The organism is Usitatibacter palustris (assembly GCF_013003985.1).
Classification (GTDB): Bacteria; Pseudomonadota; Gammaproteobacteria; order Burkholderiales; family Usitatibacteraceae; genus Usitatibacter; species Usitatibacter palustris.
The window spans coordinates 1292188-1307305 of the sequence record NZ_CP053073.1; the positions used below are offsets into that span (position 1 = coordinate 1292188).

Annotated in this window: 14 protein-coding genes and 1 pseudogene; 11 read left to right on the forward strand and 4 right to left on the reverse strand. The window is 65.5% G+C overall.

Translation table 11 applies throughout. From position 1 onward, the window contains the following. Positions 1–74 precede the first annotated feature (74 nt). Positions 75–521 carry a tRNA adenosine(34) deaminase TadA gene (tadA, locus tag DSM104440_RS06660; protein ID WP_171161253.1) on the forward strand — a complete coding sequence of 149 codons (447 nt, stop codon included), beginning with the start codon at positions 75–77 and terminating at the stop codon, positions 519–521. Between the two features lie 342 nt (positions 522–863). Further along, positions 864–4283 carry a DNA polymerase III subunit alpha gene (gene dnaE / locus DSM104440_RS06665; protein WP_171161254.1) on the forward strand — a complete coding sequence of 1140 codons (3420 nt, stop codon included), beginning with the start codon at positions 864–866 and terminating at the stop codon, positions 4281–4283. Here the strand turns inward: dnaE and DSM104440_RS06670 are convergent. Both DSM104440_RS06670 and DSM104440_RS06675 read right to left on the reverse strand, forming a co-directional pair. Further along, positions 4280–4567: an acylphosphatase gene (locus tag DSM104440_RS06670; RefSeq protein ID WP_171161255.1), complete on the reverse strand. Its 288-nt coding sequence runs from the start codon at positions 4565–4567 to the stop codon at positions 4280–4282. The genes dnaE and DSM104440_RS06670 overlap by 4 nt on opposite strands. Then, positions 4554–4844, reverse strand: a pseudogene (locus DSM104440_RS06675) (peptide chain release factor-like protein); the annotation flags it as partial. The gene DSM104440_RS06670 and the pseudogene DSM104440_RS06675, both read right to left, overlap by 14 nt. A 276-nt stretch (positions 4845–5120) precedes the next feature. On the opposite strand from DSM104440_RS06675, the gene DSM104440_RS06680 reads away from it, so the two are divergent. Next, complete coding sequence (locus tag DSM104440_RS06680) at positions 5121–5390, forward strand: hypothetical protein (protein ID WP_171161257.1); 270 nt, start codon at positions 5121–5123, stop codon at positions 5388–5390. Between the two features lie 131 nt (positions 5391–5521). Here the strand turns inward: DSM104440_RS06680 and metG are convergent, their stop codons facing one another. Then, complete coding sequence (gene metG, locus DSM104440_RS06685) at positions 5522–7672, reverse strand: methionine--tRNA ligase (RefSeq protein WP_171161258.1); 2151 nt, start codon at positions 7670–7672, stop codon at positions 5522–5524. An 82-nt stretch (positions 7673–7754) separates the two neighbouring features. On the opposite strand from metG, the gene apbC reads away from it, so the two are divergent. From apbC to DSM104440_RS06725, 8 genes are all read left to right on the forward strand, one after another. Then, complete coding sequence (apbC, locus tag DSM104440_RS06690) at positions 7755–8843, forward strand: iron-sulfur cluster carrier protein ApbC (RefSeq protein WP_171161259.1); 1089 nt, start codon at positions 7755–7757, stop codon at positions 8841–8843. Positions 8844–8851: 8 nt separating this feature from the next. After that, a complete protein-coding gene (gene dcd, locus DSM104440_RS06695; protein ID WP_171161260.1) occupies positions 8852–9418 on the forward strand; it encodes a dCTP deaminase in 567 nt (188 codons plus the stop codon). Positions 9419–9594: 176 nt separating this feature from the next. Next, positions 9595–10779 (forward strand): type III PLP-dependent enzyme, encoded by a 1185-nt coding sequence (locus tag DSM104440_RS06700; protein WP_171161261.1) that lies wholly within the window; start codon positions 9595–9597, stop codon positions 10777–10779. 123 nt (positions 10780–10902) lie between these two features. After that, positions 10903–11925: a DUF6352 family protein gene (locus DSM104440_RS06705; protein ID WP_171161262.1), complete on the forward strand. Its 1023-nt coding sequence runs from the start codon at positions 10903–10905 to the stop codon at positions 11923–11925. A 48-nt stretch (positions 11926–11973) separates the two neighbouring features. Further along, on the forward strand, positions 11974–12219 hold the full coding sequence (locus DSM104440_RS06710) for a hypothetical protein (protein WP_246212107.1): 246 nt from the start codon (positions 11974–11976) through the stop codon (positions 12217–12219). 12 nt (positions 12220–12231) lie between these two features. Beyond that, a complete protein-coding gene (locus DSM104440_RS06715) occupies positions 12232–12438 on the forward strand; it encodes a DUF6494 family protein (RefSeq protein WP_171161263.1) in 207 nt (68 codons plus the stop codon). Further along, on the forward strand, positions 12435–13388 hold the full coding sequence (locus DSM104440_RS06720; RefSeq protein ID WP_171161264.1) for a threo-3-hydroxy-L-aspartate ammonia-lyase: 954 nt from the start codon (positions 12435–12437) through the stop codon (positions 13386–13388). The genes DSM104440_RS06715 and DSM104440_RS06720 overlap by 4 nt, the downstream gene beginning before the upstream one ends. Further along, positions 13388–13996, forward strand: a complete 609-nt coding sequence (locus tag DSM104440_RS06725) for a lysophospholipid acyltransferase family protein (protein ID WP_171161265.1) — start codon at positions 13388–13390, stop codon at positions 13994–13996. Before DSM104440_RS06720 ends, DSM104440_RS06725 begins: the two co-directional genes overlap by 1 nt. Positions 13997–14105: 109 nt before the next feature. Here DSM104440_RS06725 and DSM104440_RS06730 read toward each other — a convergent pair whose 3' ends face one another. After that, complete coding sequence (locus tag DSM104440_RS06730; protein ID WP_171161266.1) at positions 14106–15074, reverse strand: tripartite tricarboxylate transporter substrate binding protein BugD; 969 nt, start codon at positions 15072–15074, stop codon at positions 14106–14108. Positions 15075–15118 lie beyond the last annotated feature (44 nt).

The window sequence follows — 15118 nt, forward strand, 5'->3', positions numbered from 1 at the left end:
GGACCGATTTCTTGTCTTTCAAGTCTGCGTACGGATTCTATCGTGGCCCCTCCCATCGCTTATCATCGCCCTCCATGTCGAATGAAATCTGGATGCGCGAAGCACTCGCGCTCGCTGCGCAGGCCGCGGCCGCGGGTGAAGTGCCCGTCGGCGCCGTGGTCGTGAAGGATGGCGTAGTGATCGGGCGCGGATTCAACCGCCCCATCCTGGCTTCGGACCCGACCGCGCACGCCGAAATCATCGCGCTGCGCGAGGCGGCCACGCGCCTAGGCAACTATCGCCTTCCCGGCTGCGAGCTCTATGTGACGCTCGAGCCCTGCGCGATGTGCGTGGGCGCCATGATTCATGCGCGGCTCGCGCGCGTGGTCTTCGGCGCGCGCGATCCGAAGACCGGTGCCTGCGGCAGCGCGATCGACTTGCCGGCGGTTGCGACGTTGAACCACCACGCCACGTTCGAAGGCGGCGTCCTCACCGAGGATTGCGGCGCCGTCCTGCGGCGTTTCTTCGCCGAGAGGCGCTAGGGAAGCTCTGAACAAGTCCCAGGGGATGCGCGTTGAGGCAGGTGCGAATGGATGCGAGGCGCGAGGCGCAGCGAATAGCAAGACTATTCGCAAGCCAAGCAACGAAGCAGACGCCGCACCTTCCTCAACCCGCAATCACGTCGACCCTATTTGGGCGACGTATCCGGGGACGGGCGATTTCGGGCCGCTTCGTCGTTGCTCGTCCTAGCAAGGTGCTGGACCTTGCGTCGGACTCGGCGCCTAGAATCGATCCCGAAATCGACCCGTCGCGCACCCCTGGGACTTGTTCAGAGCTTCCCTACCCCGGGGTGTAGAATTTCGGTGTCACTGCCGCCTCGATCCATGCCCGCTCCCCGCTTCGTCCACCTCCGGCTTCACAGCGAGTATTCGATCGTCGACGGGATCGCGCGCGTCGATGCGGCCGTGGATGCAGCGGCCGACGACGGCATGCCCGCACTCGCGATCACCGACCTCTCGAACCTGTTCGGCGCGGTGAAGTTCTTCCAGGCCGCGCGCGGCGTCGGCGTGCAGCCGTTGATCGGCTGCGACCTCTGGCTCACGAACGAGCGCAGCCGCGACCATCCCTACCGATTTGTCGTCCTTTGCCGCGACCGCACCGGCTATCTCGCCCTTTGCGAGCTCGTCACGCGGGCCCACGAGCAGAACCAGTGGCGGGGCCGGGCGGAAATCCGGCGCGAGTGGCTCAAGGGGCTGTCGGGCCTCATCGTTCTTTCCGGCGCGCGCCATGGTGACGTCGGGCAGGCGCTCATGGCGGGCAATCCCGCCCAGGCGGAAGCGTTGGCGCGCGAGTGGGACGCGGATTTCCCCGGCGCGTACTACGTCGAGGTCCAGCGCGCCGATCCGGACCGCGATGAGCCGCACCTGCGCGCCGCCGTGGCGCTCGCCGGGCGCCTCGATCTTCCCGTCGTCGCGACGCACCCCATCCAATTCGTGAAGCGCGAGGATTACCGCGCCCACGAAGCGCGCGTGTGCATCGCGCAGGGATACGTGCTCGGCGACCAGCGCCGACCGCGCGAATTCCGGCCTTCGCAGTACTTCAAGACGCAAGACGAGATGGCGGAGCTGTTCGAGGACCTGCCCGAAGCGCTCGCGAACACCGTGGAGGTCGCGCGCCGCTGCAGCTTCGAGTTCGAGCTGGGCAAGAGCCGGCTTCCGGATTTCCCCACGCCGCGCGGCGAATCGATCGAGGAATACCTGCGCCTGCGTTCGGGCGAGGGCCTCGAAGCGCGCCTTGCCGCGCTCTACCCGGACGAAGCCGCACGCGCCAACGAACGCGCGCGCTACGCCGAGCGCCTCGAGTTCGAGCTGAAGGTCATCATCCAGATGGGCTTCGCGGGCTACTTCCTGATCGTCGCGGACTTCATCAACTGGGCGCAGTCCAATGGCGTGCCGGTGGGGCCGGGCCGCGGCTCTGGCGCGGGCTCGCTCGTCGCGTATGCGCTGGGCATCACCGGCCTCGATCCGCTGCGCTACGAGCTGCTGTTCGAGCGCTTCCTGAATCCGGAGCGCGTGTCGATGCCCGACTTCGACATCGACTTCTGCCAGGACGGGCGCGACCGCGTCATCGACTACGTGAAGCAGAAGTACGGCGCCGAGTGCGTCTCGCAGATCGCCACCTTCGGGACCATGGCTGCAAAAGCCGTGGTGCGGGACGTGGGTCGCGTGCTCGGGATGCCGTACGGCGAGGTCGACCGCATCGCGAAGCTCGTGCCCTTCGAGCTGGGCATCACGCTGACCAAGGCGCTGGAGATGGAGCCCCAGCTCAGGGCGCTCATGAAAGAGCAGGAAGGTGTGGCGGAGCTGATGGAGCTGGCACTCGCGCTCGAAGGCCTCACGCGCAACGTCGGCATGCACGCGGGCGGCGTGCTGATCGCGCCCGGCAAGCTCACCGACTTCGCGCCGCTCTACAGCGCCGAGGGTTCGAACGCGCTCGTGAGCCAGTTCGACAAGGACGACGTCGAGAAGGCCGGCCTGGTGAAGTTCGACTTCCTCGGCCTCACGACGCTCACGATCATCGCGGAGGCCACGCGCAACATCCACGCGCTGGGCCAGCCCGATTTCGATGTCGAGAAGATCCCGCTCGACGACCCGGCCGCGTACAAGGTCTTCTCGTCGGGCAACACGGTCGCGATCTTCCAGTTCGAATCGCGCGGCATGCGCGACCTCATCATGCGCGCGCGCCCGGACCGCCTCGAGGACCTGATCGCCTTGAACGCGCTCTACCGCCCGGGCCCGATGGACCTCATTCCCGAGTTCATCGACCGCAAGCACGGCAAGACGCGCTGGGATTACCTCGATCCGCGCCTGAAGGAGATCCTCGATCCCACGTACGGAGTCATGACGTACCAGGAGCACGTCATGACGATCGCGCAGGTGATCGGCGGCTACACGCTGGGCGGTGCGGACCTGCTGCGCCGCGCGATGGGCAAGAAGAAACCCGAGGAGATGGCCAAGCAGCGCGCGATCTTCACGGCGGGCGCGGAGGAACGCGGGCTCGTGCCCGCGCGAGCGAACATCCTCTTCGACCAGATGGAGAAGTTCGCGGGCTACGGCTTCAACAAGTCGCACTCCGCGGCGTATGCCCTCATCGCGTACCAGACGGCGTTCATGAAGACGCACCACGCGGCCGCGTTCATGGCGGCCAACATGACCGCGGTGATGGACGACACCGACAAGGTGCAGTCGGTCCACGAGGATGCGCTCAAGAACGGCCTCAAGATCGCGCCGCCCGACATCAACGCGGGCGAGTACCGCTTCGTGCCCGTCGACGAGAAGAACGTGCAGTTCGGCCTGGGCGCGGTGAAGGGCACGGGACGCGGTGCGATCGAGAACATCGTCGCGGCTCGCGCGGCCGGCGGACCCTTCAAGGACCTCGGCGATTTCTGCCGGCGCGTGGACCGGCGCATCGTGAACCGCCGCGCCATGGAAGCCCTCATCAAGGCCGGCGCGTTCGACGCGCTCGAACCCAATCGCGCGAGCCTCGCCGCATCGCTGGGCAATGCGATCGACGCGGCGGACAAGGGCGAGCAGTTCGCCAACCAGTCGAACCTGTTCGGTGGCGCCGACGATGCCGCCGCCGAGGTGTTCGCGCTGGTGAAGGTGCCGATGTGGCCCGAGCGCGATCGCCTGATCAACGAGAAGCAGGCCCTGGGGTTTTATCTCAGCGGCCACCCGTTCAATGCGTACCGCGATGAATTGCGGCGCGTGGCCTCCACGCCGCTCAATCGCGTCGTGCCCACCAACTTCGGCGAGACCGTGATGCTCGCCGGCGTGATCTACGGCGTGCAGATGCGCAACACCCGCCGCGGCCGCATGGCGATCCTCACGCTCGATGACGCCACGGCGAAGCTCGAGGTCGTGGTCTTCGGCGAGCTCTTCCACGAGAAGCGCGCGATCATCGCGGAGGACCAGGTGATCGCGCTTGCGGGCAAGGTGCAGAACGACGAGTTCTCGGGCGGCCTGCGCGTCACCGCCGAGAAGCTGATGGACCTCTCCGAGGTGCGCGCGGCCCACGCGCGCGTGCTGCGCCTGAAGATCAACGGCCAGGCGGACGCCGCCAAGCTCCGGCAGATCCTCGCCCCCTACCAGGGCGGCGGCGTGGCCGTCTCCATTCGCTACCGCAATACGGAGGGCGAGTGCGATATCCGCCTGCCCGACGCATATAAGGTGAAGATCTCCGAGCCCCTCCTTGCCTCGCTCAACGAGTGGCTGCGCGAGGAGAACGTCGAGGTCGTGTACTAGCCCGTCGTCCGCTTCTCGAAGGTCGGGAAGTCGCCGTCTCCCGCAGAGACATCCACGCGATCGACCTGCGCCGCCTCCGGCCCGCGATGCGCCCACCGGATGATCGCCTCGACGGCCTCGGGCGCACCCTGGACCATCGCTTCCACGGATCCGTCCATCCGATTGCGGACCCAGCCCGTGATCGCCCGCGACTCGGCGAACTGGCGCATCGACTCGCGATACCACACGCCCTGGACGCGGCCGTGGATGCTCAGGTGGCGGCAGACACGCTCACTCGTCGCCACGGACCCGTCCCCGGGTTTGCTTGGTCTTCCCTCGGCCCTTCTTCTCCTCGATCCGCCGCCGCTTCGCCGCTTTCGAAGGCTTCGTGGCGATGCGCTTTCGCGGAACGTGGTTGAGGCGGGTAAGGGCCTCGATCAGCCGCTCGAAGGCGATCTCGCGATTGCGGAATTGGGAGCGGGTGTCCTCGACGCGCACTACGACCCCGGAAGGCGGGTGCGTGAGCCGCAGCGCCGACTCCGTCTTGTTCACGTGCTGGCCGCCCGGACCACTGGCGCGAAAGACCTCGACGACCACCTCGCGCTCGAGGGCGCTGCGGTCGGTCATATAAGGAGGAGGGGCGAGGGGCGTGAGGCGCGGCATGGGCGCGATTCTGCCCCACTTCCTTACAGCCGTAATGCGCCATTCCTACCGCTGTAATCCCGTTGGGCCCGAGTTGTGGAATCGATCACAGGCGATTGCGGCGCCGAGGAACACGATGGGCTCGTCTTCAGAAGGCGGGCAAACAAAGCCGCCGAACGAACAAACCCACGCAATCACGCAATAAGGAGAACAACGATGAACGTGAAACAAACAGTGGTCACCGGCGCGCTCACGATCATGGCTTTTGGTGTGTTCGCCCTGTTGCCGGCCAACGCCGACTCGATCGACAACCCCCAAGCCAGCGCCGCGGCCACCACCGTGGTTGCGCTCAACAGCGCCGAGACCCCGCAGGAACAGGTCTGGGACATGACATACGGCGGCGAGCGCGCTGCGCCGGCCTACTCCGAAATCGTCACGGCCGACGAGCTTCCCTATGAACAGGTGAGCGACGTTTCGTTCGGCTGATAAAAAATAACACCCACGAGGCGCACACCTCAACGCCCGCCCTAACCGGTGGGCGTTTCACTTTCTGGGAAGCGGAAAGCAGATCCCTCGTGAGCCCAGGATGAGAATCAAGGGGCCGACCGAACGGCCGGCTATTTGATTCTCATGCCCGGCACGGCGCCGGAGTCGGGGGAGAGAAGGTAGATGGAGTTGCCGTCGCCGGCGGCGAGCACCATGCCCTGCGATTCGCCGAAGCGCATCTTGCGTGGCGCGAGGTTGGCGACCATGACGGTCAGGCGGCCGATGAGGTCCTTCGGCGTATAGGCCGAGCGGATGCCCGCGAACACCGTGCGGCTCTCGATACCGATGTCGAGCGTCAGCTTGAGGAGCTTGTCGGCATCGGCCACGAGCTCCGCGTCGACGATGCGGGCAATGCGGAGGTCGATGCGGCCGAAATCGTCGATCGAGATCATCTCCGCGACTGGCAGCAGCACGGGCGGCTTCGGGGGCTCCACGGGCTCCAGGCGGAACTCAGGCGCGTCACCAGCGGCCGCGGGCTTCGCCGTCTCGGGCTTCGCCTCTTCGGGAGGTGCCAGCAGCTCGTCGATCTGCTTGGATTCGACGCGCGACACCAGGTGGCGATACGGCTGGATCGTGTGGCCGGCCTTGAGCGGATTGGCGACGTCTTCCCACTGCAGGGGCTTGGCGAGCGCGAGGAAGGCTTCCACGTCCTCCGCGACCTTCGGCAGGACGGGCTTCAGGTAGACGGTGAGGATCCGGAAGAGCTCGAGGTAGAGCGTGCAGAACCATTGCAGCGCGGCGTCCTGGCCCGCCTCCTTGGCGATTTCCCAGGGCTTCTGCTCGTCGACGTACTGGTTGATCCGGTCGGCGAGGAACATCACCTGGCGGATCGCCTTGCCGAACTCCCGGGCCTCGTAATCGGCGGCGATCGGGTCGGCGAAGCTTCGCACCTCGAAGAGGATCGACGGCGCCTGGTCGTCCACCGCGGCCGGTGCAGCCGGCGCGGCGAGATTGCCGCGCATCTTGTGCTTGAGCTCGCGCCCGGCGGAGAGCGGTTCGTCGGAGAGCTTGCCGGCGAAGCGCTTGGCGATGAAGCCCGCCGCCCGGCTCGCGATGTTCACGTACTTGCCCACGAGGTCCGAATTCACGCGGGCGAGGAAATCCTCGGGATTGAAGTCGAGGTCCTCGACGCGCCCGTTGAGCTTCGCGGCCAGGTAGTAGCGCACCCACTCCGGGTTGAGGCCGAGGTCGATGTACTTCTGCGGGCTCACGGTGACGCCGCGCGACTTGGACATCTTCTCGCCCGAGAGCTGCAGGAAGCCATGGACGTAGACGTTGTCGGGCACCTTGCGGTTCGAGAACTTCAGCATCGCCGGCCAGAACAGCGTGTGGAAGTAGATGATGTCCTTGCCGATGAAGTGGATCTGCTCGACCTTCGGGTCGGCGAGGTACTTGTCGAAGTCCTGGCCCTTCTTCTCGAGGAAGTTCTTCAGCGAGGCGAGGTAGCCGATGGGCGCGTCCAGCCAGACGTAGAAGTACTTGCCCTTGGCGCCGGGGATCTCGATGCCGAAATAGGGCGCGTCGCGGGTGATGTCCCAGTCGTTGAGCCCGCCGTCGAGCCACTCGAGCACCTTGTTGGAGACCTCGGGCTGGAGCTTGCCGTCCTGCGTCCATTCCTTGAGGAAGGCCACGCAGCGCGGATCGGAGAGCTTGAAGAAGAAGTGATCGGTCTTCTTGATGACCGGCTTGGCGCCGGTGAGCGCCGAGAAAGGGTTCTTCAGGTCCGTCGCGGCATACACGGCCCCGCAGTTCTCGCAGGAATCACCGTACTGGTCCTTGGTGCCGCACTTGGGGCACTCGCCCTTGATGTAGCGGTCGGGCAGGAACATGCCCTTCACCGGGTCGAAGAACTGCTCGATGGTCTTCGATTCGATGAAGCCGTCCTTCTTCAGGACGGTGAAGATCTCGCCGGCGAGCTCGCGGTTCTCCGGGGAGTGCGTCGTGTACGTGTGGTCGAAGCCGATGAGGTAGCGGGCCCAGTCGCGCTTGTGGGATTCGCCCACGGCCGCGATGAGCGCCTCGGGCGTGGTGCCCTCGGACTCGGCCTTCAGCATGATCGGCGCGCCGTGCGTGTCGTCGGCGCAGACGAAATTGACCTTGTGCCCCTGCAGCCGCTGGTAGCGAACCCAGATGTCGGCCTGCACATACTCCATGATGTGCCCGATGTGGAACGGGCCGTTCGCGTAGGGAAGCGCTGTGGTGACGAAGAGCTTGCGGGGCATGAACGGGAGTTTTCGAGGCAAGGCGATCATAACAAATTGCTTTAGAATTGCGCTCTCGAAACGCCCCCGCACCACCGATCCCATGCCTGTTTCCGAAAAAGACGTCCTCGACGCGCTCTCCGAGCTGATCGACCCCGTCACGGGACGCAATTACGTCGAGGCGAAGAGCGCCCGGAACGTGAAGATCGATGGCGAGCGCGTCTCGCTCGACCTCGTGCTCGGTTATCCGGCCCGCAGCGTGCTCGAAAGCGTGCGTGCGCAGGTGGTCGAGCGCGTGGCGAAGCTCCCCGGGGTTTCGCAGGTGAGTGCCAACGTCCAGTCGAAGGTCGTCTCGCACGCCGTGCAGAAGGGCGTGAAGCTGGTTCCGGGCATCAAGAACATCATCGCCGTGGCGTCCGGCAAGGGCGGCGTGGGCAAGAGCACCACGGCCGTGAACCTCGCGCTGGCGCTTGCTGCCGAAGGGGCCAGCGTCGGCATGCTCGACGCCGACATCTATGGCCCGTCGCAGCCGCTCATGCTCGGGATCACCGGGCGGCCGAGCTCGAAGGACGGCAAGTCCATGGAGCCGATGGAAGGCCACGGCCTCCAGGCGATGAGCGTGGGCTTCATGATCGAACCCGACACGCCGATGGTCTGGCGCGGGCCCATGGTCACGCAAGCACTCGAGCAGCTCCTCACCGAGACCAAGTGGCGCGATCTCGATTACCTCGTGGTCGATCTGCCGCCCGGAACTGGTGACATCCAGCTCACCCTCGCGCAGAAGGTCCCGGTCACCGGCGCGGTGATCGTCACCACGCCCCAGGACATCGCGCTCATCGATGCGCGCAAGGGCCTCAAGATGTTCGAGAAGGTGGGCATTCCCATCCTCGGCATCGTGGAGAACATGGCGGTGCACATCTGCTCGAACTGCGGCCATGCCGAGCACATCTTCGGCGCGGGCGGTGGCGAGCGCATGAGCAAGGATTACGGCGTCGAGCTGCTGGGCAGCCTGCCGCTCGACATCAGGATTCGCGAGCAGGCCGATGCCGGGAAGCCCACGGTGGTTTCCGAGCCCGACGGCCCGATCGCCGCGGCCTACCGGCTCATCGCCCGCAAGATCGCGGCGCGCATCGCCAAGCAGGGCGAGGACCGCTCGGGGATGTTCCCGAAGATCGTCATCCAGAACACGTAGATCGAGCCATGAGCATCAAGAGCGACAAGTGGATCCGCAAGATGGCCGAGCAGCACGGCATGATCGAGCCGTACGAGCCCGGGCAGGTGCGCGAGGTCGATGGCAAGCGAATCGTCTCGTACGGCACGTCGAGCTACGGCTACGACATCCGGGCCTCCACCGACTTCAAGATCTTCACGAACATCAACTCGACGATCGTCGACCCGAAGGCGTTCGATCCCAAGTCGTTCGTCGATTTCAGCGGGCCGGTGTGCATCATCCCGCCCAATTCGTTCGCGCTCGCCCGCACGGTCGAGTACTTCCGCATCCCGCGCAACGTCCTCACCGTGTGCCTCGGGAAATCCACGTACGCCCGCTGCGGGATCATCGTGAACGTGACGCCCTTCGAGCCCGAGTGGGAGGGCTACGTCACGCTCGAGTTCTCCAACACCACGCCGCTTCCTGCCAAGATCTACGCGAACGAAGGGGTGGCCCAGGTGATCTTCTTCGAGTCCGACGAGGTCTGCGAGACGTCGTACAAGGATCGCGGAGGGAAATACCAGGGACAGGCGGGCGTGACGCTGCCCAAGATGTGACGTTTGCAACGCCCCGCGGGCCGGTATCGAGGGTTTTCCCGCAACGCAGGGGCAAATACTTTCCGCATGCTCCGGTTCTTGCCCTATAATTCGCGCGTTTTTCTCGAAAGCGAGTCCTAAGGGACTCTTTCTTAACAGGATTTTCAGGGCCCCCCGGGGAGGTATCCAAGCCTGCAATGCCACGATCTGCCACCGTCAAGAACCTCCGCCCGCAGCCCCAGTTCCCGCTGGATACCCATCCCGAAGTCAGTCTCGACTTCGACCGCGTCAAGAAGCACCTCGCCAAGCACGGGTACAAGAAGCCCGTCCTCCTGATCGACCTGGATATCGTCCGCGCGAAGACGAAGCGTTTTCGTGCCGCGCTGCCGCGCGTGCGCCCGCACTTCGCGGTGAAGGCGAATCCCGATCCGCGCGTCCTGAAGGTGCTGATCCAGGAAGGCTCGGGCTTCGAGATCGCGTCGATCGCGGAACTCGACCTGCTGCTGTCGCTCGGCGTGCCGGTCGCGGAGATCTTCTATTCGAACCCGATGAAGTCGCGCGCCTACCTCGAGTACGCCGCGGCCAAGGGCGTCGAGTGGTACGTCGTGGACTGCGTCGAGGAAGTGGTCAAGGTCAAGTCGGTGAAGGCCGATGCCAAGATGTACCTGCGCATCGACGCGCCCAACATCGGCAGCGACTGGCCGCTCGCGGGCAAGTTCGGCGCGCACATGAATGACGTGCCCGAGATCATCCTGGCCGCAGCCGCGTGCCAGGCGGACCTCGCCGGCGTGACCTTCCACGTGGGCTCGCAGTGCCTGAATCCGGAAAACTGGCGCGTGGGCATGGAGCGCGCGCGCAAGGTGTTCGCATCGATGCGCACCGCCGGCCTCAAGCCGCGCCTGCTCAACCTTGGTGGCGGCTACCCCGTGCGCCACGTGAAGCCGATGCCGTCGATCGAGACGATCGCGGACCTCATCAACCGCGAGCTGCGCCACTTCGGGCCCGAGATCCAGATCATCGCCGAGCCCGGCCGCTACCTCGTCTCCGACGCGGGCTACTTCATCTGCCGCGTGGTGGGCACGGCCACCCGTAACGACCAGCGCTGGATGTATTGGGACGCGGGCGTGTTCGGCGGCGTGATCGAGACCACCGAGGGCCTGCGCTACAACATCTACACCGATCGCGATGGCGAACCCGTCGCGTGGAACGTGGCCGGCCCCACGTGTGATTCCGTCGACGTCGTGATGCGTGACGAGCTCCTTCCGGGCGACCTGCAGGAAGGCGACTTCATCTTCATCAAGAACGCCGGCGCGTACACCACTGCGTACGCGAGCAATTTCAACGGGTTTCCCCTACCTGACGTTGCGACGATTGGCAGTTGATCGTTCCCTGTCATCCTGAGGGCCGCAGGCCCGAAGGACCTGCTTGAACAGCGCAGCGGATTTGTATGTAAAGCAGATCCTTCGCGCGCTCAGGAGGTCCTTCTTGCCGCTTCGCTCCTCAGGATGACAAGTCATCAAGACTTCTGGGCCTCGAGCGGCTTCACGCTGCTCGAGCGCTCGGCGGATGGCGGCCTCGTGGCCACGGACGCGTGGCTCTCCCGGTTCCTCGATCGCGAGGAACTCCTTCCCCCCGACGAAGCAGGGCCCGCGGAGCGGCACTTGCATGCGCGCCTCCAGGCGAAGCCGCGCCTGCGCGTCGAGGCAACGGAGCTTGCCGCCGTCGAAGACGCCGATGCGCGCGAGAACTGGACTCACTTCCTCCGGTTTCGCGATCGCGTGCTGGCGCACCCGACGCTCGAGGCCTGCTACGCGTCGCTCTTTCGCGAGGCAGAGGTCGGCATCGCGCCGCCGTTCGTCGATGCGCTCGCGCAGGTGATCGTTCGCGGCATTCTCGACGGGACCGACGATCCCTGGCTGTGCCGTGCCGCCGAGCTGCTGTTTCGCAAACAGCGTGTCAGCACCGAGGGCGGCGTCGTGCTCGCTGCGGATGCGGCGACGGTCGAGGTCTTTTCGGAGACCGGTGGCTTCGGGAACATGGGCCGGCTGCTGCGCAGCCAGGACGTCGCGATGGAACCGCCGAAGATGGATGTCCTCTCGCGCGAGAACGCGCCCATCTATTTCATGCGCGACGAGCTTTTCAGTTTCCTGCTCGACCTCACTCCGGGCCGCGAGGGCGCGGCCGCGCTCGCGCAGGTGCTGGAGAAATGGATCGGCCACTTCCTCGGCGTGGCCACGACGATCGAGCCGGTGGGTCGCGTGCAGGACGCGCGCTGGCGCTGGCACGTGGGGCTCGACGTGGATTCGACCGCCATCCTGAACGCGCTCTACCAGGGTGAGACCGTCGCGCCCGAGGATCACGAGCGACTGGCCGCGCTCTTCATTCTCCAGTTCCGCAATCCCGAGGATGTGTTGCCGCAGATCCGCGGCAGCGCGGTCTACATCGGCCTGGGATTCCGTCCCGACCGCACGCTCAAGCTAAAACCCCAGAATCTGCTGGGGAATCTCCCGCTGGCGCGCGCGGGCTGATCCGCGCCGAAGGGTAGAATTACGGTTTGGCCAGCGAAGGAACGCAACATGTCCGCGGCAAACCAACACCAGAACACCGGCACCTTCATGCTCAGCAAGGAGCTGGAGATCCTCATGGCCGAGCGCACCAAGCTGCTCAAGGTAGCGGGAGCGGCCGCGCAGTTCGTGGCGCTGATGGAGAGCCGCAAGCTCCCCGAGTCCGTCGCGACCGAAGCCGACATCCTCGCGCAGAGCGTGAATGACCTGCCCGAGGACACCCTCAGGGACGCGCTCGGCGTGATCACCCGTACCTAGAAGAGGCATCGCATGAATCCCGAAAATTTCAACATGAGCATCCGCAAGTTCCTCAAGGTCGTGGGCGTCCAATCACAACGCGAGATCGAAGTCGCGATCGAGAAGGCCACCGCCTCGGGGAAGCTCAAGGGCAACGAGACCCTCCCGGCGAAGATGACGCTGACCATCGAGGGCGTGGACCTCACCGTTTCGTTCGACGGCAACATCACCCTCGAGTGAGCGTCACCTATTCCGACGTCGCGGCCGCGGCGCAGCGCATCGAAGGCGTCGCGCACCGCACGCCCGTGGCCACGTCGCGTCAGTTCGACGAACGCGCAGGCTGCGAGGCGTACTTCAAGTGCGAGAACTACCAGCGCATGGGCGCGTTCAAGTTTCGTGGCGCCTACAACGCGCTCGCGAAGCTCGATGAAGCGCAGCGCAAGCGCGGTGTCGTGGCCTTTTCGTCAGGCAACCACGCGCAGGCCGTCGCGCTCGCCGGGCAGCTGCTCGGCGTCCCCGCGGTTATCGTCATGCCCCACGACGCGCCGGCTGTGAAGATTGCCGCGACCAAGGGCTACGGCGCCGAGATCGTCCTTTACGATCGCGCCGAGGGAAGCCGCGAGAAGGTCGCGCAGAAGCTCGCCGACGACCGTGGCAGCGCGCTTATCCCGCCGTTCGACCACCCGGACATCGTGGCCGGGCAGGGCACGGCCACGAAGGAGCTGATCGAGGAAATCGGCCCTCTCGAATACCTGTTCGTCTGCTGCGGTGGCGCAGGCCTGCTCTCGGGCAGTGCGATCGCCGCACAGCACCTGTCGCCGGGCATCAAGGTGATCGGCGTCGAGCCGGCCGCCGGCGATGACGTGCAGCGCTCCTTCCGCGCCAAGCGCATCGAGAAGATCGCCGTACCCGACACCATCGCCGATGGCGCGCGCACGCAGGCGCCGAGCGAGCTCACGCTCTCGCTCGTGCTGCGCCACGTGCACGACGTCATCACCGTGACCGACGCGCAGCTTGTCGAAGCGATGCGCTTCCTCTGGGAGCGGATGAAGCTCGTGGTCGAGCCCACCGGGGCGCTCGGCGCCGCAGGGGTGCTCGACGGCCCGATCGACGTTCGCGGCAAGCGCGTCGGAATCGTGATCTCCGGCGGCAACGTCGACCTGAAGGCGGCGGCGACGTACTTCCAGTGATGCACATTATCGACGTGGCGCCGCGTGTCCCGCGCCGGGGCAGCGCGGCGACGCGTTTCCTGGGCCGCACGCTTCTGCGCGCCTACGGCTGGAATACCGCCGGCGAATTCCCCAACGTCCCCAAGTACGTGATCGCGGTCGCGCCGCACACGTCCAACTGGGATTTCGTCATGGGCATGTGCGTGATGTTCGCGCTCGACCTGAAGCTTTCGTTCCTGGCCAAGCACACGATCTTCGTCTGGCCGTTCGCGCCATTCCTTAGATGGATGGGTGGCATTCCGGTCGATCGCACCAGCTCGCACGGCGTGGTGGGCGAATCGATCGCCTCGTTCGCGCAGACCGAAAGCCAGGTGCTCGTCGTCGCGCCCGAGGGCACGCGCAGCCACGTGGAGCACTTCAAGGTGGGGTTCCTGCACATCGCGCGAGGCGCGGGCGTGCCCGTGGTGCTGGCGGCGCTCGACTACGACAAGAAGGAGATCCGCTTCGGTCCGACGATCGAGCCGGGCGAGGATGTGGACGCCGACCGCACCAGAATCGAAACCTATTTCGCACCAATTCGGGGAAAAAACCCGCGCAAAGGGCCTTCAGGCGGGGTTATTGCGGGGTAAATCAACTTGGCACGGTCGTTGCAAATAGAAAACGCCGGCAGAGATGCCGGCGTTTCTCCTCCGAGAGCGGTTAGCTCCACCGGGTCACCCGGTGGAGCTTTTTTTTTGTTCAATCGGCGTAGACGCCGGCCTTCTTGATCAGCGGCGCCCACTTGTCGATCTCCGCCTTGAGGTGGGCTTGCAGCGCGGCCGGGTTCTGCTTGTCGGCCGGGTACGTGACGGCACCCATGTCGGCGTAGCGTTTGAGCAGTTCCGGATCCTTGAGTGCGGCCTGCATCGAGGCGACGAGCTTGTCGATCACCGCCTTGGGCGTGCCCTTCGGCGCGTACAGCGCGTGCCAAATGCCGACCTCGGCGCCCTTGAGGCCCTGCTCGTCGAGCGTGGGCACGTCGGGGAGGGAGGCGACGCGCTGCTTGGACGTGAGGCCATAGACCTTCACCTTGCCGCCCTTGATCTGGCCGGTGGTGCTGCTCGTCTGGTCGCACATGAAGTCCACCTGGCCGCCCAGCAGGTCGTTCATCGCCGGGCCCGTGCCCTTGTAGGGAACGGTCAGCACGTCGGTCTTGATCGCGCTCATGAAGAGCATGCCGCACAGGTGCGAGGCGGCTCCGACGCCGGCGTTGGCGTAGGTGACCTTGTCCTTGTTCGCCTTGATGTAGGCGATCAGCTCCGTAAGGTTCTTCGCGGGTAGGTCATTCTTGCCGATGATGGTCATCGGAACTTCGTTGATGAGGCCGATGTACTCGAAATCCTTGAGCGGGTCGTAACGCAGTTGCCGGTAGAGCGTCGGCGTGGTGGCCATGCCGATGTGGTGGATCAGGATCGTGTAGCCGTCGGGCTTCGCGGTCTTCACGGCTTCGGGGCCGAGGATGCCGCCCGCGCTGGGCTTGTTCTCGACAACCACCGTCTGGCCCATGGGCTTGGTCATGTACTGGCCGAGCACGCGGGCCACGGTGTCGGTCGGGCCGCCGGCCGCGTACGGGACGATCATCGTGACCGGGCGGGTCGGGTAATCCTGTGCGCTTGCCGTGAGCGCGACGAGCGCCGTGGCCAGTCCTGCGATCAGCTTCTTGTGCATGAATTTTCTCCTCTGTGGACCGGCCATTATAATCCCCACCTCCG